The sequence below is a fragment of the Streptomyces sp. NPDC050263 genome, assembly GCF_040655955.1.
Taxonomy (GTDB): Bacteria; Actinomycetota; Actinomycetes; order Streptomycetales; family Streptomycetaceae; genus Streptomyces.
This window is the reverse complement of sequence record NZ_JBFAKW010000061.1, coordinates 1-19811: the sequence shown is the minus strand read 5'-3', so window position 1 is coordinate 19811 and position 19811 is coordinate 1. Positions and strand designations below refer to the sequence as shown.

Below are 19811 nucleotides of genomic sequence, written 5' to 3'. Positions count from 1 at the left end.
TGCTCGCCGATCTCACCGGCATGCTCGCGCGGCTCCTGGAGGACGAGTACGGCCTCGACGACGTCGAGATCGGCATGCGGACGACCTTCAACCGCGATCTGGAGCTGGAGAGCATCGACCTGGTCACCCTGGCCGGTCTGCTCCAGGAACGGTACGGCGACCGGGTCAACTTCGCCGAGTTCCTGGCCGGCATGGAGTTCGACGAGATCATCGAGCTGACCGTCGGACGGCTCGTCGAGTACGTCGTGACGAGCCTGAAGGCCGCGGAGGCGAGCTGAGTCATGGCGATGGTCGACACCGGCGCGGTCCGGTTGCACGTACAGCGGCTCGGCCCCCGGGAGGGCCGGCCGGCCACCGCCACCGTGGTGCTGGTGCACGGTCTGCTCACCGACAGCCTGGCCAGCTACTACTTCACCGTCGCGCCCGCGTTCGCGGCGGCCGGCCTCGACGTCGTGATGTACGACCTGCGCGGCCACGGCCGCAGCGAACGGCCCGCCGAGGGCTACACGTTGGACGACAACGTCGACGACCTGGCCGCCCTGCTCGACCGGCTGGCGGTGACCGGTCCGGTGCACCTGGTCGGCAACTCCTACGGCGGCACGATCGCGTTCGGCTACGCGGCCCGGCACCCGGAGCGGGCGGCGAGCGTCAGCCTCATCGAGTCCGAACCGGCCACCGCCGCCTGGGCGGTGAAGCTGGAGGACATCCTGAGCCGGGTGGTGACGCAGCTCGCCCACAGCGAGTCCGAGACCATCGACTGGATCGCCGCCCACCGCGGCCACCACACCGCCCGCCTCGCCAAGGGGGCGGCCCGTCTGGTGCGCGAGACCTCGCTCGGCCGGGACATCCCTGCCAGCCGAGTGCTGACGGAGGCTCAGATCGCTTCGGTGGGATGCCCGGTGCTGGGCGTGTTCGGCGGCGACTCCGACCTGGCCGAGCTGGCGCCCTGGCTGGAGGCGGTGCTGCCGGACTGCCGGACCGTGGTGATCCCGGGGCACGAGCACTCGATCCTGGTGGAGGCCTCGGGGACCGTCGGCGGGCACATCCTGACCCTGGTCGACGAGGCCGGGCGGGTCGCGGCGGAGGCGGCCGGGTGAGCCGATTCCTGTTCGTCGTACCGCCGTTGGTCGGGCACATCAACCCGACGGTGGGCGTCGCCGCCGAACTCACCGCGCGGGGACACCTGGTGGCGTGGGCGTGCTCCGACCCGGAGCTGGTCCTGCGGCTGGCGGGCTCCGCGGCCGGGGCCGTCTTCGCGTGCGCCGGAGCGCCGCAGGGCGAGCGGCCCGCCGAACTGCGCGGCCCGGAAGCGCTGAAGTTCCTGTGGGAGTGGTATCTGCTGCCGCTGGCCGAGGCGATGGCGCCGGGGGTGCGGACGGCCGTCGAGGCGTTCCGGCCGGACGTCGTCGTCGCCGACCAGCAGGCCTTCGCGGGCGCGCTGGTCGCGGAGCGGCTGGGGGTGCCGTGGGCCACCTCGGCGACCACGTCGGCCGAGTTCACCGACCCCCTCGCCGGGCTGCCCAAGGTCAGGGAGTGGCTGGACGGGCGGCTCGCCGGGCTGCGGGCCGCCGTCGGGGACCCGGCGGGCACCGCCGACCCCCGCTTCTCGCCGCATCTCGTCCTCGCCTTCAGCACACCGGAGTTGGCGGGCGACTCCCGCGCAGGGGTCTGCTGGGTCGGGCCGTCGATCACCGCTCGCCCGGCCGCCCCCGGCTTTCCCTGGGAGTGGCTCGACGCCCACGGTCGCGCACCCGGTGCCAGCGGTCGCGCGACCGTGCTGGTCACGCTGGGCACGGCCAACACCGACGTCGGCGGCCGGTTCCTCGACGTGTGCCGAAGCGCCCTGCGTGAACGGGCGGACCGGGTGCAGGCGGTGATCGTCGACCCCGGCGGCACGCTGGAGCCGGCTCACGACGGCGACAAGGACGACAAGGACGTGTTGATCGTGCCGTCCGTGCCGCAACTCGCCCTGTTGGAAAGGGGAGTCGGGGCGGTCGTCTGCCATGCCGGGCACAACAGCGTGTGCGAGGCGCTGTGGCACGGAGTGCCGCTCGTGGTGGCTCCCATTCGCGACGACCAGCCGGTGGTCGCCGGGCAGGTCGCGGAGGCGGGGGCCGGGGTGCGGGTGCGGTTCGGCCGGGCCGGCGCACGGCAGGTGGGCGCGGCGATCGACGCCGTCCTGGACGACCCCGGATACCGCGCCGCGGCCGACCGGATCCGCAAGGCGTTCCGCGCCGCGGGCGGCGCGTCCGCCGCGGCAGCCCAACTCGACGAACTGGTCAGGGAGTTCAGATGAGCGACGACGAGACCAAGTCCGCCGAGCGGATCGCCGAGCTGCGCCCCGCCTACCAGGCCGACATCGCCGCCGGCCCGGACCGCCTCTTCGAGCCCCGGCGCACGACCTGCCCCTGGTGCGGATCGACGGAGCTGACCACCCGGCTGCGCACCACCGACCTGCTCCAGCACAAACCGGGCCGGTTCGTCCTGGACCGCTGCGGGGGCTGCGGGCACACCTTCCAGAACCCTCGGCTGAGCGCAAAGGGCCTGGAGTTCTACTACCGGGACTTCTACGACGGGCTGGGCGAGAAGAAGCTCGGCGACACCTTCGGGGGCCGCACGAGGATGTACCGGGGGCGGGCCGAGTCGATGCTGCCGCACGACTCGGCCCCGAAGGCCTGGCTGGACGTCGGCACCGGGCACGGTCACTTCTGCGCGGCCGCCCAGGAGGTGCTGCCCGACACGACGTTCGACGGCCTCGACTTCACCGACGGCGTCGAACTCGCCGAGCGGGAGGGCCGGGTGGCGCACGGCTACCGGGGCAGCTTCCCCGACCTCGCGCCCGAACTGGCCGCCCGTTACGACGTGGTGAGCATGTTCCACTACCTGGAGCACAGCACCGACCCCGACCGGGAACTGCGCGCGGCACGCGGCACGGTACGGCCCGGCGGGCATCTCCTCATCGAGGTGCCGGACCCCGAGAGCCGCTACGCCCGGCTCCTGGGCCGCTGGTGGCTGCCGTGGCTCCAGCCGCAGCACCTGCACTTCGTCCCGGTGGCCAACCTGCGCGAACGGCTCTTCGGCCTGGGCTTCACCGTGGTCGCGGAGCAGCACGCCGAACCGCACGACCCGGTCGACCTGCTGGCCGCCGTCTGGCTGGCGCTGGACCACGCGGCGCCGCGCGAGGACGCGCCCTGGCTGGCGGAGCCGCCGAACGCGCTGCGCCGCGCGGTGCGCGGGGCGGTGCTGCTCGCCGGGATTCCGGCGCTGATCGTGGGCACCCTGCTCGACCGGTTCGCGGCACGGCCGCTGTCGCACCGGCTGGGCGTGTCCAACGCGTACCGGATCGTGGCCCGGCGCGAGTGACGCGCGGGTGCGGATCCGGGTCGCGCCGTGCTAGTGCCGCGGCAGGCAACGTTCGCCCCGTTCCCATCATCAGGAATCCTGGCGATCGACGGTACGGCTCGACGAACGGAACGCGTATGTCCATCCTGGCCCGACCGGCCGTGGCCGCCCTCGCAGCGAAGACGATGCAGAGCCTCACGGAGCTCGCGAGCCGACGCTCCGGCGGCCCTGGCTCACCGGCCGCCTGGCAGGCCCGCTTCCCCGAATACCCGCGCGATGTCAGCGAGTTGACGGTGCCGACCTCCGTCGCCCCGGCCCCGGTCACGGTGTACGCGCCGCCGACCGGGACGGCGACGCGTCCGCCCGTGCACGTCAACTTCCACGGCGGCGGCTACGTCATGTCGATGCCGGCGGTGGACGACGCGCTGTGCCGGTTCCTCGCCGTCGAGGCGGGCGTGGTCGTCGTCAACGTCAAGTACGTCGTCGCCCCGCAGCACCCGTTCCCGGCGCCGACCACGCAGGCCCACGACGTCGTGCGCTGGGTGGCCGAGCACGGCGCGGAGCACGGCTGGGACGGCGGACGGCTCACCGTGGGCGGGCAGAGCGCCGGCGGCGGACTCACCGCGGCCGTGGCCCGGCAGTCGCTGGAGCAGGGCGGCCCCACGATGGCGCTCCAGGTGTTGCACTACCCGCCGCTGGACCTTGCCACCGGCGCGAAGGCCAAGAAGGCGGCCGTCGCCAAGCCCATGCTGCGGCCGTGGATGGGGGAGATCTTCGACACCGCCTACGTGCCCGACGCCCGCGAGCGCGCCCACCGGCTCGTCTCGCCCGCGGGCGTCGCGGACACCGCCGATCTCAGGGGCATCGCCCCGGCGCTGGTGATCACCGCCGAGTACGACCTGCTCCGGAACGAGGCGGCCCGGTACGCCGAGCGCCTCGGCACGGCCGGCGCCCTCGTCGAGCACCACGAGGTCGAGGGAGCCGACCACGGCTACGACACCAAGGACGACGAACGGGCCCGCACCACCTACGCCCTGATGGCCCGTCACATCAGGAAGGCGACCACCGCGACCTCCTGAGCCCGAGGGACCGGGAGAGCGGGAAGCCGCCCCGGCCCCCTCCTCCCGACTTCTCGGCGCGCTCGGTGAGATCGCGCCGACCTGTGGCTTTCAGCGCACCGACGCCGTGGCCGCCTGCGCGATGACCGCGGCGACCGCGGCCGGCTGGTCGACGAGGAGGAGATGCCCCGCGTCGGGCACGGTGACCAGGCGGACGTCCGGGCAGGCTTCGAGGCCGCGCCGCTCGGCGTCGGTCAGGCCGACGGCATCGCGGTCGCCGCGCACCACCCAGGCGGGGACGCCGGCCTCGCACAGCCTCGGGACCAGGGACGGATACCGGTCCAGATACGCGTAGTAACCGCGCACGATCTGGCGGCAGACCGCCGGGTCGTGGCCGCCCATGACCGTCGCCAGCGCCTCTGCGCGATGCGGCGGCAGTTCGTGTTTCACGGCCCGGGGCAGCAGCGTGAGCATGGCCTTCCAGGCCGCGGCGCCGAGCACCGGCACTCTGCCCAGGCTGTTCAGGACCGTCAGGAACCGCTCCTCGTCACCGCGCGAGAAGGTCGGCGACAGCAGCACCAGCGGCCCCTTGAACAGGCCCAGCGCGGCCATCTCGAGCGCCACGTTCGCGCCCAGGCTGTGCCCGACGACGGCGTCGCAGCGGGCCTCGGCGGCGAAGTCCGCCATCAGGTGGGCATAGCTCTCCATGGAGACGTTCACGGGCGCCTCGGTCCGCCCGAACCCCGGCTGGGTCGCCGCGACCATCCCGAGGCCCGCCAGCGCCGGCTCCGCCATGACGTCCGCGTAGAACTCGGTCGTGCACAGCGCCCCCGGAATCATCAGCACCCGGTGCGAGGCGTCCGTCGCCCCCGCCCGCCGCACATCCCAACGCTCACTCATAGGACGAGCGTCCCGCGAGACGAGCCCGACCGCACCCCGAGCAGCCCGACCCCGACGCCCGCAACCCCTGAAAGCGCCGGGCGCCGGACAACACCCGCGACCGCAACCCCCAGGGGCGCGGGGGAACCGCGCGACCAGCCCCCACCGACCCGCAGCCGACGAACTCCCCGCAGCCCCCGGGAAACGCCGGACGCCGGCCCCGCACCCCGTGCGGGGCCGGCGTCCGCCCTCGCCCCCGGTGGGCCGGTTCAGTGGACGCCGACCAGCTCCTCGTCAGCACTGCGCATCAGGGTGGGCAGCCAGGTGGCGACGCCGTAGACCAGGAGGAGACCGCCGAAGGAGGCCGGCCAGTACTGCAGGGTCTGGGTCCACTCGCCGTCGCGGAACAGGTTCTTGAGCGCGTTCCAGCGGTCGGCCGCGCCCTGCTTGGCGGACTTCGCGGCGGGCAGTTCGACGTCGTAGCGGGCGGTCGGCTCGCGGGCCTCGTCGGTGCGGCCCTTCATCAACAGTTCGCCGCGCCCATCCGGCCGGCTACGTCCGGCCGGCTACGCCACCGGCGGGGTGCCGTGCGTGTGGAAGGACTCGATCGTCTTCAGGCCCCAGGCCTGCCCCTTCTTGCGCTCCTCCTCGGTCCAGGTGACGAGCGGCCAGTCGGGGGCCAGGACGAGACGCGTGAGCGGGTTGCACAGCTCGATGCGGTTGCCGCCGGGCTCGTAGACGTACAGGAAGAACGTCTGCTGGATGGCGTGCTTGTGCGGACCCGTCTCGATGAACACCCCGCTGTCGATGGCGAGGTCGGCCGCCCGCAGGATGTCCTCGCGGGTGTCGGTCGCGAAGGCGATGTGGTGCAGCCGGCCGGCGCTGCCGGTCCGGTCCGAGGTGTAGACGACGTCGTACGACTTGTTCGTGTACGTCAGCCAGCGCGCCGCGATCCTCCCGGTGTCGAGCCGGATCTGCTCGGTGGGCCGGGCGCCGAGGACGTGCTGCTGGAACTCGGAGTTGGCGAGCACGTCGGCGGCGAGGAAGTTGATGTGGTCCAGACGCCGCACCCCCACGCCCCGGTTGGGCTTGGCCTGCGGCTGGTTCTTCAGCGCGGGCTTCAGCTCGTCCGGCGCCCGGTAGTGCTCGCTCTCCCAGTACAGGGCGTGCTCGTGGCCGTCCGGGTCGGTGGTGACGTAGAGCTTGCCGAGGCCGGGTTCGTCCTCGACCCAGTGGCCGGCGCCGCCCGCCTCCTCGACCGCCTCGACCCGGCGCCGGAGGGCCTCCTCACCGGCGGCGCGCAGGGCGAGCCGGCCGAGGCCGGGCTGTTCACGGGCGGTGAGCACGAGGCTGTGGTGCTCGTAGTCGTCGAAGGTCCGCAGGTAGACGGTGTCGCCGTCCTCCCCGTTGACGGTGAGCCCGAGGCAGTCCGTGAAGAAGGCGACGCTGGCCTCCAGGTCCGGGGTGAAGAGCTGGGCGTGGCCGATGTGGGCGATGTCGCCGAGCGGCGGAGTCATCGTCGATCTCCAAGGGGGTGCGGGGGGCTGGGAGCCGTCTCGGCGGAGCGGGGGAAGACCGTGCCGTCGAAGATCTTGCGGGCCGTGCGGACCACGGCGGTGCGGCGGGCCGAGGGCAGGCCGTCGGGGGTGGTGCCGAGACTGCTTTCGATGTCCAGGAATCCGGTGGGATGTTCTATGCGGATTCGGTCGCTTTCGGGCTTGAGCTCCGCGATCTCCGTGCCCACACCGCCTTCGATCCGCAGGCCCGCGGCAACGCCGGCGGCACCGAGGACACCGATGGAGGGGTGGCAGTGCACGGGGATGAAGGTGCGGGTGGTGACCGCGCCGCCGAGCCGGGGCGGGGCGAGCAGGGTGAGCTTGGGGACGGTGGTGTCCGAGACGTCGCCGAGGCCCATCAGCCGGCCCGCCGCCAGGCGGATCGCGCGCAGCCGGGCGGCGAGGGACACGTCCTCCTCCAGGTCCCGGGGCGACTCGTAGCCGGTGACCCCGAGGGCGGAGGCGGCGATCAGCACCGTCGGCATCCCGTTGTCCACACAGGTCACCGCGACGCCCTCGATCTCGTCCCGGACGTTGCCGGTGGGCAGCAGCGGACTAGCGCCCGGCGGGAACTCGATCACCACGGGCGCGGCCGCCCCCGGCACGCCCGAGATCTCGGCGCCGCCGGAGTAGTCGACGCGACCGCCCGGGGTCGGGAAGGTCGCCGTCGCGCAGTCGCCGGAGTTGACCATGCGGACGCGGACGGCGGTCTCCCGCTGTCCAGGGGCGACGAGTCCGCGCTCGACGGCGAACGGGCCGACGCCCGCGAGGATGTTGCCGCAGTTCTGACGATCACTCACCTCCAGTCGGTCGACGGCGACTTGGAGGAACAGATAGTCGACGTCGGCGCGCGGATCGGCCGAGGGCGAGATCACCGCCACCTTGCTGGTCAGCGGGTGCGCGCCGCCGAGGCCGTCGATCTGACGCGGGTCCGGGCTGCCCATCACACGCAGCAACAGCGCGTCGCGCAGGGCGGGTTCGGCGGGGAGGTCGGCGGCGAGGAAGTAGGCGCCCTTGGAGGTGCCGCCCCGCATCAGCAGACAGGGCACCTCCTCGAAACCGGGCGCCTCCTCGGGCACGGAGGTCACGAGGACTCCCCCGCGTACTCGTCGTACGTCCGGTACTCCACGCCGAGCCGTTCGAGGGTCTCCCGCAACCCGTAGCGGTCCAGGCCGAGTTCGCCGTCGAGGAAGGCGGCGCGGGTGCGGGCCTCCTTGGCCTCGCGGGCCTCGGCGGCTTCGACCGTGGCACGGGCGCGCTCGCGCGGGACGACCACGACGCCGTCGTCGTCGGCGAGGATCACGTCACCGGGGCGGATGACCTGACCGTCGATGGCGATCGGCACGTTGACCGAACCGCCGGTGGCCTTCACCGTGCCCTGCGAGGAGACGGCCCGGGCCCAGGCCGCGAAGCCCATGTCGCGCAGCTCCTGCGTGTCCCGGATCCCCGCGTTGGTGACGACGCCGCGCACTCCGCGCCGCCGGAGCGCGGTGGCGAACAGCTCGCCGAACATGCCGTCGGTGGACGGGGAGGTGGTGGTGACGACGAGGATGTCGCCCTCGCCGCACTGCTCCACGGCGGCGTGGATCATGAGGTTGTCGCCGGGCCAGCTGAGCACGGTCACGGCGGTTCCGGCGACCCGTACGCCCTGCTGGACGGGGCGAACGCCCGGTCCCAGCAGCCCGGTTCGGCCCATCGCCTCGCTCACCGTGGCCACTGCGAAACCGGCCAGCGCGTCGACGTCCTCGGCCGCCGCCTTCGGCGGGTCGGTGACGATGACCCCGCTCATGCCAGCTCCTGCGCGATCTGCGGGAACGGCCGCATGTACGCCTCGGCCATGGTGGTGTGCGCAAGTCCCAGGTTCGGACCGGCGTTCCGCTTGAGCTGGACGCCCCGGCGGACGGCGAGGTCGGTGTAGTAGGCCCACAGGTGCTGCTGTGCGCCCAGGCACTCCATGGCCTTGCGCTTGGTGTCCCACACCTCGGTGATGTCGAGCAGCACCTCGGGCCTGAAGCCGCTCATCTCCGGCTGGTGCGGCTCGAAGTAGAAGACCGGCGGCGCGCCGATGATCTCGCCCTCGCCCGGGTAGCCGATGGCCTGGGCGAGGATGCGGGCCTCCAGCGCCATCCGGTTGGCGGCCGGGTGGTCGCCGTTGTACGGGTCCTCGGTGGGGTGGGTCAGGACGACGTCCGGCTGGGTGTCCCGGTACACGGCGACGAGTCGGTCGGTCAGCTCGGCGCCGGCCACGAGCGGGTAGTCGCCGGCGTCGAAGAAGCGGACCTCCGCGCCCAGGGCGGCGGCGGCGCGCTCGGCCTCGTCCCGGCGTATCGCCTTGATCTCGTCGAGCTTCTTGCCCTCGCGCCACGCCTTGGCGGACTCGCCTCGCTCGCCGAAGGTCAGACAGGCGACGGTGACCTGCTCCCCGCGGGCGGCGGCCAGGGCGATGGCGCCGCCTGCCCGCCACACGAAGTCCCCGGCGTGCGCGGTGACGACGAGGGTCGATCGTGCCGTCGATCGGGGTGCGGAGGCGGGCGCGTCGGCCTGGGTCATTCTCGGATCTCCTTGGTGGCAGGTGGGCCGCCCGCCCCGCGCAGCCGTGATCAGTCGCGCAGCGCCTCGATCACGCTGGTGAGGTGGGCGCGGGCGGCCCGATCGGCCGCCTGCGGGTCTCTGGCCCGGATCGCTTCGATCATGGTCAGGTGCTCGTTCAGGGATTGCTGTGGCCGACCCGGCCTCAGCGCCAACTGGAAGCGGTGGCGGACCAGTTGGGCGTTCAGCCGCTCCAGCAGTTCCTGCGCGGTCCGCTGGCCGGAGAACTCCCGGATGCGGACGTGCAGTTCATGGTTGAGGTCGGAGTAGGTGACCGGCTCGCCGTCGGCGACGGCCTTGGTCATGGCCGTGCCGAGATCGGTCAGCTCGATCAACTGGTCGTCGTCGGCCAGCACGGCGGCCTTCGCCGCGCACAGCCCTTCGAGGACCATCCGGCACTCGGTGATGGCGACCGCTTCGTCCACGGTCACCACCCGCACCCGCGAGCCTCGGTTGCGGATCCGCTCGACGAGTCCCTGGGACTCCAGATCGATCAGCGCCGCGCGGATACTGGCCCGTGTCACACCGAACTGCTCGGCGAGCTCCTGCTCCACCAGCCGCTGCGCCTGCGCCATCTCGCCGTGCAGGATCGCCTGCCGCAGCTGCGCGAGCGCGTGCTGCTTGGCCTGCTCCCCGGTGCTCGGACGGGCTTCTTTCGGCATGGGTGCCCTCCCTGAGTGGGTGCGTGTCGAACCTAAATCCAGCCAAACAAGATTGTCAACAATTTTGTCTGAGGTATGCGGAGCATGACTTGATGAATGACCGCGTTACTTGATGACGGCGTTCGCGACGACCACGATCACGCCGAGCAGCGCGTCCACCGCACCGATCAGTATCGCGACCGGCCACGGCCGGTGCGCCCAGCGGGCTGTGACCAGGCCCAGGGTGAACAGCAGGCAGACGTTCAACGCGAACGCCGGGTACTCCACCCCGTTCGCCGGCCACCACCCCCAGCCCGCGCCCGCGAGCACCGCGACGGTGGGCAGCACGGCCGCGACCAGCGGCCACTCCAGCGCGAGGGTGCGCCACGCGTCCCCACGGCGGTGCGGGGCGCGCTCGGCGATGTAGTGGGCGTAGCCGTGCGCGAGCGCGGAGGCGAGGGCGGTCACCAGCAGCCAGACGGCGTCGTAGCGACGGCTGCCTCGCGAGGCGTGCCCGTACTGGCTGAGGGCGGCGACCATCGAGCTCGCCAGGACCGCGCCGTAGACACCGCCGAAGAGCAGAGCCTCACGGGTGTCGTGCGCGTGCGGCTGGTGCGGGTGCGATTCGTCCACCGCCGCGGTGTCATCCGCCATGCGCTCCACGATCACCCGGCCCCGGGCGGCTCGCCAGGCGGACGAGCACCAGCGGACGAGGTACGCGCTCAGACCGTGGGAGGCGGTCCCGTCGTCCCTCGGACCTCGAGGGTCGGGGCCGCCAGGTGCACCCGCCCCGCTCCCCCGGGCCGTTCGAGACGGTCGAGGAGGCAACGGGCGGCTCGGCGGCCGACCTCGCGACCGGCCCCGTCGACGGTCGTGAGCCACAGATGGCGCAGCCGGGAGATGCTGGTGTTGTCGTAGCCGACCACGGACAGGTCGCGCGGCACCCGCAGGCCCAGTTCCTCGGCCGCCGACAGCACCCCCACCGCGGTCATGTCGTTGACGGCGAACACGGCCGTGGGCCGGTCGGCGCGGGCCAGCAGCCGCACCGTCGCCCGGTAGCCGCCCTCCTCGGTCATGTCCCCCGCCTCGACCGGCGCCCCGTCGGCCGGTCCGAAAGCACGCATCGTGGCCTCGAAGCCGCGCCGACGCAGGTCGGCCACGGCGCCGTACCCCGCGAGGTGGGCGATGCGGCGGTGACCGAGTCCGACGAGGTGCTCGGTGACCAGGCGGGCGCCCTGCTCGTCGTCGTTGGCGACCAGGTCCACCCCGGCCGGCACCGGCTCCCGGGCTCCGGCGACCACCACCGGCATCCGGGCCGCGACCGCCTCCAGGGCCGCCGGGTCGGGCAGGGTGCCGACCACGACCAGCCCGTCCGCCCCCAGGTCCAGGAAGGGCCCGGCCGGGTCCTGGCCGACGTGCCGGTTCAGCCGGGCGTCGGCGAGCAGCATGTGCAGGCCGCTCGCGTGCAGCAGGGAGTTGAGACCGTCCAGGAGGTCGACGTACCAAGGGTTGCGCAGGTCGTGGAGCAGGACGCCGATCGTGCGGGTGCGCTGCTCGCTGAGGCTGCGCGCCGCCGCGTTGGGCCGGTAGCCCAGCTCGCGCACGGCGCGCAGGACGGCCTCCCGCTTCTCGGCGCGCACCTGGTCGGAGCCGCGCAGTACGAGGGAGACCAGCGACTTGGACACTCCGGCCCGGTCGGCCACGTCGCGGATGGTCGGCGGTCTCATGGTATGGACCGTTCCATGCGAGCCCGGGGTTGTCAAAGGGCACCGGGAAGCCTTGACATCCTCGGGAAACCGCCCGCAGGGTGGCCTGGACAGGAAATGGACCGGTCCAAAGAGGGGCTGTCAGTCATGGTCGAGTCGATGGATTCGGTGGACGCGATGGACGCGGTGGATTCCCTCGGGGTCGCCGTCGTGGGGTTCGGTTGGATGGGGCGGGTGCACTCGCAGGCGTACGCCCGCGTCCGGCACCACTATCCGCAGCTCGCCCTGCGCCCCCGGCTCGTGACCGTCGCCGAGGATGTGCCCGGCCGGGCCGAGGAGGCCGCGGACCAGTTCGGCTTCGCCTCCACCACCCGGGACTGGCGCGAGGTCGCCGCCGATCCGCGGGTGCGGGCGGTCAGCATCACCGCGCCGAACTTCCTGCACCGCGAGATCGGCGTCGCGATGGCCGAGGCCGGCAAGCACATCTGGATCGAGAAGCCGGTCGGCCTCGCTCCCGAGGACGCCCGGGCGGTCGCGGACGCGGTGGCCAAGGCCGGCGTCCAGGGCGCGGTCGGCTTCAACTACCGCAACGCGCCCGCCGTCGAGACGGCCCGCGAGCTGATCGCCTCCGGCGAGCTCGGCACGGTCACCCACGTTCGCATCCGCCTCTTCAGCGACTACGCGGCCCACCCGGACGGCGCCCTGACCTGGCGTTACGAGCGCGAGCGGGGCGGCAGCGGAGTGCTCGGCGACCTGGCCTCGCACGGCGCCGACCTGGCCCGCTTCCTGCTCGGCGACATCGCGTCCCTGACGGCCGACACGGCGGTCTTCGTCCCCGAGCGGGCCCGCCCGACGGGGGCGACCGCGGGCCACAGCCGCGCCGCCGGCGGCGAGCTCGGCCCGGTCGAGAACGAGGACTACGTCAACTGTCTGCTGCGCTTCGCCTCCGGCGCGCGGGGCGTGCTGGAGGCCTGCCGGGTCTCGGTCGGCGAGCAGAACAACTACGGCTTCGAGGTGCACGGCACCAAGGGCGCGGTCTTCTGGGACTTCCGGCGGATGAACGAACTCGGCGTCAGCCGCGGCACGACGTACCAGGACCAGCCCGTCAGCACGGTGTACGTCGGCCCGGGCGACGGCGAGTTCGGCGCCTTCCAGCCGGGCGCGGCGAACGCCATGGGCTACGACGACCTCAAGGTCGTCGAGGCGTACCGGTTCCTGCGCTCGATCGCCGAGAACACCCCGCACGGGGCGACGCTCGCGGACGCGGTGCACAGCGCGACCGTGCTGGAGGCCATGTCCCGGTCCGCACAGAGCCGTTCCTGGGTGGACGTGCACCCGTAGGGGTGACGGTAGGACCACCCCCGTTCCGGTTCCCAGGCCCAGGGACCGCGCGCCCCGAAGACGGCAGGCTTCAAGGGTCGGCACGCACGGACATGCCACGCCGACACCGAATCCGCATCCGCCGTACCGAGAACTCGGGGGACACCCATGTCCGAAGTCGTAGCCCGGCGCCTGACCGGTCTCGCCGCCGTCGTCGCCGCACTCGCGCTCATCGTCCAGGTACCGCTGTACTTCGTGTACGCGGGCCCGCCCCCGGACGCCAACGTCCTGTCCCGGCTGCTCATCGGGATCGTCGCGCTGGCGTCGGTGGTGGTGTTCGTGACGGCGTTCCGGGAGCTGGTGAAGCGGGTCGGCCCGGCCCATGAGTGGGTCGGCTCGCTCGCCTTCTCCACCGGCCTCGTCTACGCGATCGTCACCCTGGTCTCGATGGGCCTGGAGGCCGGCGCGGTGATCGACGTCGACCACCCGATCGACCCGACGATCGACGTCAGCGGCACCTACATCCTGTACGGGTCGATCTCCCGCCTGATGCTGGCGCTGTTCCTGACCGCCTTCGGGTACGCCGTCTCGCGCACCCGGATGCTGCCGCGCTGGACCGCCCGCTCGGCGTACGTCCTGGCCGCGATCAACCTGGCCTTCGTGCCGTCGCTGTTCTTCGGCAACGACCCCGCGTTCTTCTACGCGGCGAACGGCTGGGGCACGACGGCGCTGATGGGGGCGGTCCTCAGCTACTGGCTGCTGGCCGTGGGCGTCTCGACGTACCGCGGCGCGGCCCGCGCCGACCGGGCGACGGCGGCCTCCGCACCGGCACTCCAGCGCTGAGAAGCGCTGATCAGCGCCTTCGGCAGTACCCGCACCCCAGGGGCGGCCCGCGTCAGCCGGCCGTCGCCTGGGGCGGCATGTTGTACGGGGTGACCACCTGGATCGCCGACGGCAGCCTGGGCCCCGCCGGGGGCAGCGCCCCGTGGGCGCGCATCACGGTGTGGCAGGCCTCGCGCACGTCATGGCGCAGGTCGTGGTGGAGGACGACGGACAGCCGGTGCTCGTGCAGCAGCCGGGTGTTGTCGTGGTCGAGGTCGTGCGCGACGAACACGGCGCACTCGCGGCCGAGGTCGGCGAAGGCGCGCAGGGTCGCGATGTTGCCGCCGCCGATGGAGTAGACGGCCCGGATCTCCGGATCCCGTTCCAGCGCGGCCCGGACGAGGTCGTACTGGGTGGCGTCCAGGCCCTGCCCCTCGGCGATCTCGACGAGCGCGCGGTCGGGATGGCGGGCCCGCATCGCGCTGCGGAAGCCCATCTCGCGCTCCTCCTCGTTGCGGAAGAACCCGCTGCTCAGGCTGGTGAGCACATTCCCGGGGCGGTCGCCGAGCCACTGACCCATGAGGTAGGCGGCGGTGGCTCCGGCGGCCCGGTCGTCGATGCCGACATAGGCGAGGCGGGCGCTGGCGGGCAGGTCCGTGACCAGGGTGACCACGGGGATGCCGGCGGCCGTCAGCCGGCCGACGGCGGCGGTGACCTCGGGGAGGTCCGGCGCCTTGAGGATCACCCCCTGGGAGCCGCGCCGGGCTATCCGGTCCAAGGTCGCGATCAGCTCCGGGGCCGGTCCGGTCTCCCGGAAGTGGAACCGGGAGCGCAGCACGGCCGGGTGCAGGGACGGCAGCTCGGCCTCCAGGGCGGACCGGACGGCGGTGGTGAACCGTTCCGGCGCCTGCATCACTATGTCGATCATGAAGGTGCGGCCGACGAGTCTGACCTGGGTGCGCTGCCGGTCCAGATCGGCGATGGCCCGCCGCACCTCCTGCGCGGTGGACTCGCGCACCCCTCCCCTGCCGTTGAGCACCCGGTCGACGGTGGCCTCGCTCAGACCGGCCTGACGTGCGATCTCACGGAGGGGGAAGGGGTGGCCCACGGAAGGCTCCTAGGAGGTCGGGGAAGGCTCTTTGAAGGGTTTTTGACGGCTGCCTGCCGGTTGTTCGACGGGTTTGTCATGACAAGAATGGCAGGGCAGAGCCGCCTTGTCCTCGAAGTCATCGAAGGGACGCCGATGTCCTTCCCCTCCGCGCACGGTCATGCCTGGGTGACCGAGCAGGACTGCGACCTCGACGTGTTCCGCTCGCTCGTCGAGCGCACGACCGACCTCGCCGACTTCCCGCACGCCACGACGGTGGAGGGGAACGTCCTCGTCTACGACAGCGAGCGTCTGCGCACCGCCGCGGACCCCTCCGGAACGGGCCGTGAGCCGGCCGGCCGTGAGCTGCGCGCCGAACTGGTGCGGGCCCTCGCCGACGGTCCCGGGATCGTCGTCTTCCGGGGCGCCTTCCCGGACCCGGCGGTCGTCGACCGGCTCACCGCCGCCTTCGACGCGCTGATCGCCGAGCAGCACGCCTCGGGTACGACCGCCGGCGACCACTTCGCGAAGCCCGGCGCCAACGACCGCGTCTGGAACGCCCTGGAGAAGGCCGCCCTGTACGACCCGGAGGCGTTCGCCGAGTACTACGCCAACGACATCCTCGCCCTGGTCTCGCGGGCCTGGCTGGGCCCCGGCTACCAGGTGACCTCGCAGGTCAACGTGGTCAACCCGGGCGGCGCGGCGCAGAGCCCGCACCGCGACTACCACCTCGGCTTCCTCTCGAACGAGGTGGCCGCCGCCTACCCGGCGCATGTGCACCGCCTCTCCCCCGTGCTGACGCTCCAGGGCGCGGTCGCGCACTGCGACATGCCGGTGGAGTCGGGCCCGACGCTGTACCTGCCGTACTCGCAGACCTACGAGCCCGGCTATCTGGCGTGGCGGCTGCCGGAGTTCCAGGCGTACTTCGACGAGCACCGCGTCCAACTGCCGCTCGCCAAGGGCGACGCGGCCTTCTTCAACCCGGCGGTCTTCCACGCCGCCGGCACCAACCGCACGACCGACCTGCGCCGGACGGCGAACCTGCTCCAGGTGTCCTCGGCCTTCGGGCGCGCGATGGAGACCGTGGACCGGGAGGCGGTGGCGAACGCGGTCTTCCCCGTGCTGCTGAAGCGCCGGGCGGAGGGCGTGGGCGAGGAGTGGCTGGAGCGCGTCATCGCCGCGAGCGCCGAGGGCTACCCCTTCCCCACCAACCTCGACAGCGACCCGCCGGTGGACGGCATGGCCCCGCCCTCGCAGGCGGACGTCGTACGGCGGGCGCTGCACGAGGAGTGGACCCCGCAGACACTCCGGGACGAACTGCGGGCCGGCGCCGAGCGGCGCATCAGCTGAAAGGATCTTCCGTACATGGGACTTCTCCACGACAAGGTCGTCCTCGTCAACGGCGGCAGCCAGGGGGTCGGCGCGGCCATCGCGCGGGCCGCGGTGCGCGAGGGCGCCCGCGTCGCCGTCACCGGGCGGCGGCCGGAGCCGGGCGAGGCGCTGGTGAAGGAGCTGACCGCCGACGGCGGCACGGCGCTCTTCGTCCGGGCCGACCTGACGGACGCCGCGCAGGCGAAGGCGGCGGTGGCCGAGACGGCGGCCGCGTACGGCCGGGTCGACTGCCTGGTCAACTCGGCGGGGCTGACCTCCCGGGGCACGCTCCTGGACACCACCCCGGAGCTGTTCGACCAGCACATCGCGATCAACCTCAAGGCGCCGTTCTTCGCGATGCAGGCGGCGGTCGCCGACATGCTGGCCCGCGAGGCGCCCGGCACGATCGTCAACATCATCACCACCTCGGCGCACGGCGGCCAGCCGTTCCTGGCGCCGTACGTCGCCGCCAAGGCGGGCCTGGTCGGCCTGACCCGCAACGCGGCGCACGCCCACCGCTTCGACCGGGTCCGGATCAACGGCCTCAACATCGGCTGGACGGCCACCGAGGGCGAGGACGCGACACAGAAGACGTTCCACGGCGCCGGCGACGACTGGCGCGAGCAGGCCGCCGCGAAACTCCCCATGGGCAAACTCGGCCAGCCGGACGAGATCGCCGACTTCGTGGTCTTCCTCCTGTCCGACCGCTCGGGCGTGGTCACCGGATCAGTGATCGACTGGGACCAGAACGTCCTCGGCGGCCTGGACTGAACCGTCTTCTTTCGGACGGGATCTCCTTTCGAGCCCGTCCGGCGTTTGAGGACGAGGTCTTCTTTCGAGCCCGTCCGGCGTTTGAGGACGGGATCTCCTTTCGAGCCCGTCCGGCGTTTGAGGACGAGCCCGAAGGGCGACGGGGTCCGGGGCGGAGCCCCGGCAACAGACAGCAACCACAACACAGGAAAGCAGCGGAGCGCATGCGCATCGGAATCCTCGGCCTCGGCCGCATCGGCGCCTTCCACGCCGAGACCCTCTCCGGACTCGACATCGTCGACTCCCTCGTCGTGACCGACCCGTTCGCCGAAGCGGCCAAGGCCGCCGCCGAGCGGTTCGGAGCCGAGGTCGTCGACTCGCCCGAGGCCCTGCTGGCCGCCGGCGTGGACGGCATCGTCGTAGCCGCCGCGACCGACGCGCACCCCGCGTTGATCCTGGCCGGCGTCGAGGCCGGCATCCCCGTGTTCTGCGAGAAGCCCGTCGCCAGGACGATGGCCGAGGGCGTCGAGGTCCTCAAGGCCGTCCAGGGCAGCGCCGTGCCCATCCAGATCGGCTACAACCGCCGCTTCGACGCCGGCTTCGTCGCCGCCCGGGCGGCCGTGCAGGCGGGCGAGCTGGGCAAGCTGCACACGGTCCGCTCGACCACACTGGACCCGGCCCCGCCGCCGGCCGCGTACATCGCCGCCTCCGGGGGCATCTTCCGGGACTGTTCCGTGCACGACTTCGACATCATCCGCTGGGTGACGGGCCGCGAGGTGACCGAGGTGTACGCGGTCGGCGGCAACCGGGGCGCCGAGTACATCAAGGAGGCGGGCGACGCCGACACCACCGGCGCGATCCTGACCCTCGACGACGGCACCATCGCGGTGGTCTCCAACTCCCGCCACAACGCGCGGGGTTACGACGTCCGGATGGAGATCCACGGCTTCACGGACTCGATCGCCGTGGGCCTGGAGGACAAGCTGCCGCTGCGCTCGGTGGAGCCCGGCGTCACCTTCCCCGCGGGCACCCCGCACGACTTCTTCATGGACCGCTTCACGGCCGCCTACCGCGCCGAACTCACCGCGTTCACCGAGGTCGTGGCCGGCACCCGCACCTCGCCCTGCACGATCGAGGACGCGTTGGAGGCGGGCTGGATCGCGGACGCCTGCACGCTGTCCCTGCACGAGCACCGCCCGGTGACGATCGCGGAGGTACGGGCCTCCTGAGCCCGCGGAAGGGCTGCCGGGGCCTCACCGGAGGATCCCCGGCCGCCCACCTCCGACTTCACAGCCCGTAGCGCACCACGAACTCGTTCGGGTCGTAGGCGTCGCGCGCCGGGTCTCTCGGGGCGGCGGGCCGCTCCTCCACCATGTCCTCGATGCGCACCCGCTCGGGCAACGCCCCGAACCGGGCCCTGCGCTCGGCCGCCGCGCCGCCGGCCTGCTCCTGCTCCTGCTCTTCTTCCTGCATCTCACCCTCCCCGTCCGCTGCTCCGCACACCTACTCTTCTCTTGAACGTCCTCACCTCGCCGCCGGTTCCGCCGGCAGGTCGAAGATGTGGTCCGGGGAGACGATCGTCGTGATCGCGTCGCCGAACAGGGTGCTGGGCTCCTCGTTCTTGCTTGTAGTTGATGTCGGTGTTCAGCACGACGACGAGCGTGGTCCGCGCGGACGGCGGATAGAGTCCTGCACCTTGAAGACGCCGAGCCCGTATCCGGCGCCCGGGACAGTGGTGGGCGGTGTGATCAGCCGCTGCTGCCGGACGGCGGGGCTGATCATCCGGTCGTCGTCGGGAAGTGCGCCCGTGGCCACGGTGCGCGCCCAGACCCGCAGGTCCCCGATGACCAGGCCGAGCAGGATCAGGTTGGTGTTGCAGTAGTAGAACTGCGCGCCCGGCTGGACCAGCACGTCGAGGCACCCCGGGTCGGCCTGCTCGAGGTGGAGGCAGCCGATGCGTTCATCGTGGGTCTCGATCCGCTGGACGCTGTCGCCGCCGCAGTAGGCGTAATGACCGACGTCCAGGCAGAGGTCGACCAGTTCGGTGTCGGTGGAGTCCAGGAAGCGCTCGACGTGCTCCTCGGTGCCGATGTGGGTGTCGGCGTGCGGATGGACGACGGGGTCCAGGCCGTACGCCTCCTTCACCTCGTGGCCCAGGCGGCCTCCCAGCGGAGGGGCCGCGGTGCAGGCCGGTGAAGACCGTGCCCGCGGACACCTTCAGGTTCGCCTGCCCACTTCGTCGGTGAGGCGGGCCGGGTCGGTCGGCCGATAGCCGTAGGGGCCGAGTTCGATCCAGGAGTACCCGGCCTCGGCGACCTCGTCCAGGAACCGTTTTCAGGGCACCTGTCCGGGATCGTCGGGGAACCGCACGCCCCGGGAGTCGGGGGCCGAGCCGACGCGGATGCGGTCGAGCGCGTTCGTCAGGTCAGGGCGTCCCCTCTGCGGGGGTCGCCACGGGGGCGGTGAGGTCCTTCTCCTCCGGGAGCTCCTCGACGTCCACGCCTCGCACCTGGGCCAACTCGTGCTTGAGGGCGGCGAGTTCGGTGCCTCCGGCCATGTGGTTGGTGAGCTCTTCGAGGCTGACCTCGCTGCGGGCGGCGGTGAGTTCCATGGTGCCCAGGCGCAGGACGCTGAAGTGGTCGCCGACCATGTAGGCGTGGTGGGGGTTGTGGGTGATGAAGATGACGCCG

At 72.4% G+C, this 19811-nt stretch carries 21 protein-coding genes and 2 pseudogenes; 10 read left to right on the top strand and 13 right to left on the bottom strand.

Annotated elements, in window-relative coordinates; all coding sequences use genetic code 11:
• Positions 1-20 precede the first annotated feature (20 nt).
• The 5 genes from AB0J04_RS25615 to AB0J04_RS25595 all read left to right on the top strand — a co-directional run bounded on the left by AB0J04_RS25615 (position 21) and on the right by AB0J04_RS25595 (position 4421).
• Positions 21-278 (top strand): acyl carrier protein, encoded by a 258-nt coding sequence (locus tag AB0J04_RS25615; protein ID WP_358808058.1) that lies wholly within the window; start codon positions 21-23, stop codon positions 276-278.
• A gap of 3 nt (positions 279-281) precedes the next feature.
• Positions 282-1097 (top strand): alpha/beta hydrolase, encoded by an 816-nt coding sequence (locus AB0J04_RS25610; RefSeq protein WP_363170880.1) that lies wholly within the window; start codon positions 282-284, stop codon positions 1095-1097.
• Entirely contained in the window at positions 1094-2296 is a 1203-nt protein-coding gene (locus tag AB0J04_RS25605; RefSeq protein WP_363170879.1) for a glycosyltransferase, read from the top strand. The genes AB0J04_RS25610 and AB0J04_RS25605 overlap by 4 nt, the downstream gene beginning before the upstream one ends.
• On the top strand, positions 2293-3363 hold the full coding sequence (locus AB0J04_RS25600) for a class I SAM-dependent methyltransferase (RefSeq protein WP_363170878.1): 1071 nt from the start codon (positions 2293-2295) through the stop codon (positions 3361-3363). Before AB0J04_RS25605 ends, AB0J04_RS25600 begins: the two co-directional genes overlap by 4 nt.
• Positions 3364-3479: 116 nt before the next feature.
• The gene (locus tag AB0J04_RS25595; RefSeq protein ID WP_363170877.1) at positions 3480-4421 is read left to right on the top strand and encodes an alpha/beta hydrolase; all 942 of its coding nucleotides are present in this window, start codon (positions 3480-3482) and stop codon (positions 4419-4421) included.
• A 90-nt stretch (positions 4422-4511) separates the two neighbouring features.
• Here the strand turns inward: AB0J04_RS25595 and AB0J04_RS25590 are convergent, their stop codons facing one another.
• The 9 genes from AB0J04_RS25590 to AB0J04_RS25550 all read right to left on the bottom strand — a co-directional run bounded on the left by AB0J04_RS25590 (position 4512) and on the right by AB0J04_RS25550 (position 11792).
• Positions 4512-5300 carry an alpha/beta hydrolase gene (locus AB0J04_RS25590; RefSeq protein ID WP_363170876.1) on the bottom strand — a complete coding sequence of 263 codons (789 nt, stop codon included), beginning with the start codon at positions 5298-5300 and terminating at the stop codon, positions 4512-4514.
• Positions 5301-5548: 248 nt separating this feature from the next.
• The gene (locus tag AB0J04_RS25585; protein ID WP_363170875.1) at positions 5549-5803 is read right to left on the bottom strand and encodes a hypothetical protein; all 255 of its coding nucleotides are present in this window, start codon (positions 5801-5803) and stop codon (positions 5549-5551) included.
• A 42-nt stretch (positions 5804-5845) separates the two neighbouring features.
• On the bottom strand, positions 5846-6796 hold the full coding sequence (locus AB0J04_RS25580; RefSeq protein ID WP_363170874.1) for a VOC family protein: 951 nt from the start codon (positions 6794-6796) through the stop codon (positions 5846-5848).
• On the bottom strand, positions 6793-7869 hold the full coding sequence (locus AB0J04_RS25575) for a 4-oxalomesaconate tautomerase (RefSeq protein ID WP_363170905.1): 1077 nt from the start codon (positions 7867-7869) through the stop codon (positions 6793-6795). The genes AB0J04_RS25580 and AB0J04_RS25575 overlap by 4 nt, the downstream gene beginning before the upstream one ends.
• 50 nt (positions 7870-7919) lie before the next feature.
• Positions 7920-8624, bottom strand: a complete 705-nt coding sequence (locus tag AB0J04_RS25570; protein ID WP_363170873.1) for a 4-carboxy-4-hydroxy-2-oxoadipate aldolase/oxaloacetate decarboxylase — start codon at positions 8622-8624, stop codon at positions 7920-7922.
• Positions 8621-9385 carry a PIG-L deacetylase family protein gene (locus tag AB0J04_RS25565; protein ID WP_363170872.1) on the bottom strand — a complete coding sequence of 255 codons (765 nt, stop codon included), beginning with the start codon at positions 9383-9385 and terminating at the stop codon, positions 8621-8623. Before AB0J04_RS25565 ends, AB0J04_RS25570 begins: the two co-directional genes overlap by 4 nt.
• Positions 9386-9435: 50 nt before the next feature.
• Positions 9436-10086, bottom strand: coding sequence for a GntR family transcriptional regulator (locus tag AB0J04_RS25560; protein ID WP_363170871.1), 651 nt, complete (start codon positions 10084-10086; stop codon positions 9436-9438).
• Positions 10087-10191: 105 nt separating this feature from the next.
• A complete protein-coding gene (locus AB0J04_RS25555; protein WP_363170870.1) occupies positions 10192-10719 on the bottom strand; it encodes a hypothetical protein in 528 nt (175 codons plus the stop codon).
• Positions 10720-10787: 68 nt separating this feature from the next.
• Positions 10788-11792: a LacI family DNA-binding transcriptional regulator gene (locus AB0J04_RS25550; RefSeq protein ID WP_363170869.1), complete on the bottom strand. Its 1005-nt coding sequence runs from the start codon at positions 11790-11792 to the stop codon at positions 10788-10790.
• Positions 11793-11918: 126 nt separating this feature from the next.
• On the opposite strand from AB0J04_RS25550, the gene AB0J04_RS25545 reads away from it, so the two are divergent.
• Together AB0J04_RS25545 and AB0J04_RS25540 are read left to right on the top strand one after the other, a co-directional pair.
• Positions 11919-13112, top strand: coding sequence for a Gfo/Idh/MocA family oxidoreductase (locus tag AB0J04_RS25545; RefSeq protein ID WP_363170868.1), 1194 nt, complete (start codon positions 11919-11921; stop codon positions 13110-13112).
• A gap of 147 nt (positions 13113-13259) precedes the next feature.
• Positions 13260-13934, top strand: a complete 675-nt coding sequence (locus tag AB0J04_RS25540; protein ID WP_363170867.1) for a hypothetical protein — start codon at positions 13260-13262, stop codon at positions 13932-13934.
• A 52-nt stretch (positions 13935-13986) separates the two neighbouring features.
• Here the strand turns inward: AB0J04_RS25540 and AB0J04_RS25535 are convergent, their stop codons facing one another.
• Positions 13987-15021 (bottom strand): LacI family DNA-binding transcriptional regulator, encoded by a 1035-nt coding sequence (locus tag AB0J04_RS25535; protein ID WP_363170866.1) that lies wholly within the window; start codon positions 15019-15021, stop codon positions 13987-13989.
• Between the two features lie 135 nt (positions 15022-15156).
• Here AB0J04_RS25535 and AB0J04_RS25530 point away from each other — a divergent pair, with 135 nt between their 5' ends.
• The 3 genes from AB0J04_RS25530 (at position 15157) to AB0J04_RS25520 (ending at position 18350) form a co-directional block, all read left to right on the top strand.
• Positions 15157-16350, top strand: a complete 1194-nt coding sequence (locus AB0J04_RS25530) for a phytanoyl-CoA dioxygenase family protein (RefSeq protein ID WP_363170904.1) — start codon at positions 15157-15159, stop codon at positions 16348-16350.
• Positions 16351-16365: 15 nt separating this feature from the next.
• Complete coding sequence (locus AB0J04_RS25525; RefSeq protein WP_363170865.1) at positions 16366-17142, top strand: SDR family oxidoreductase; 777 nt, start codon at positions 16366-16368, stop codon at positions 17140-17142.
• Positions 17143-17345: 203 nt separating this feature from the next.
• Complete coding sequence (locus tag AB0J04_RS25520) at positions 17346-18350, top strand: Gfo/Idh/MocA family oxidoreductase (protein ID WP_363170864.1); 1005 nt, start codon at positions 17346-17348, stop codon at positions 18348-18350.
• A gap of 58 nt (positions 18351-18408) precedes the next feature.
• Here AB0J04_RS25520 and AB0J04_RS25515 read toward each other — a convergent pair whose 3' ends face one another.
• From AB0J04_RS25515 to AB0J04_RS25505, 3 genes and pseudogenes are all read right to left on the bottom strand, one after another.
• On the bottom strand, positions 18409-18594 hold the full coding sequence (locus AB0J04_RS25515) for a hypothetical protein (protein ID WP_363170863.1): 186 nt from the start codon (positions 18592-18594) through the stop codon (positions 18409-18411).
• A 450-nt stretch (positions 18595-19044) separates the two neighbouring features.
• Positions 19045-19545: pseudogene (locus tag AB0J04_RS25510) on the bottom strand (2-keto-myo-inositol dehydratase); the annotation flags it as partial.
• A gap of 1 nt (position 19546) precedes the next feature.
• A pseudogene (locus tag AB0J04_RS25505) lies at positions 19547-19811 on the bottom strand (sugar ABC transporter ATP-binding protein); the annotation flags it as partial.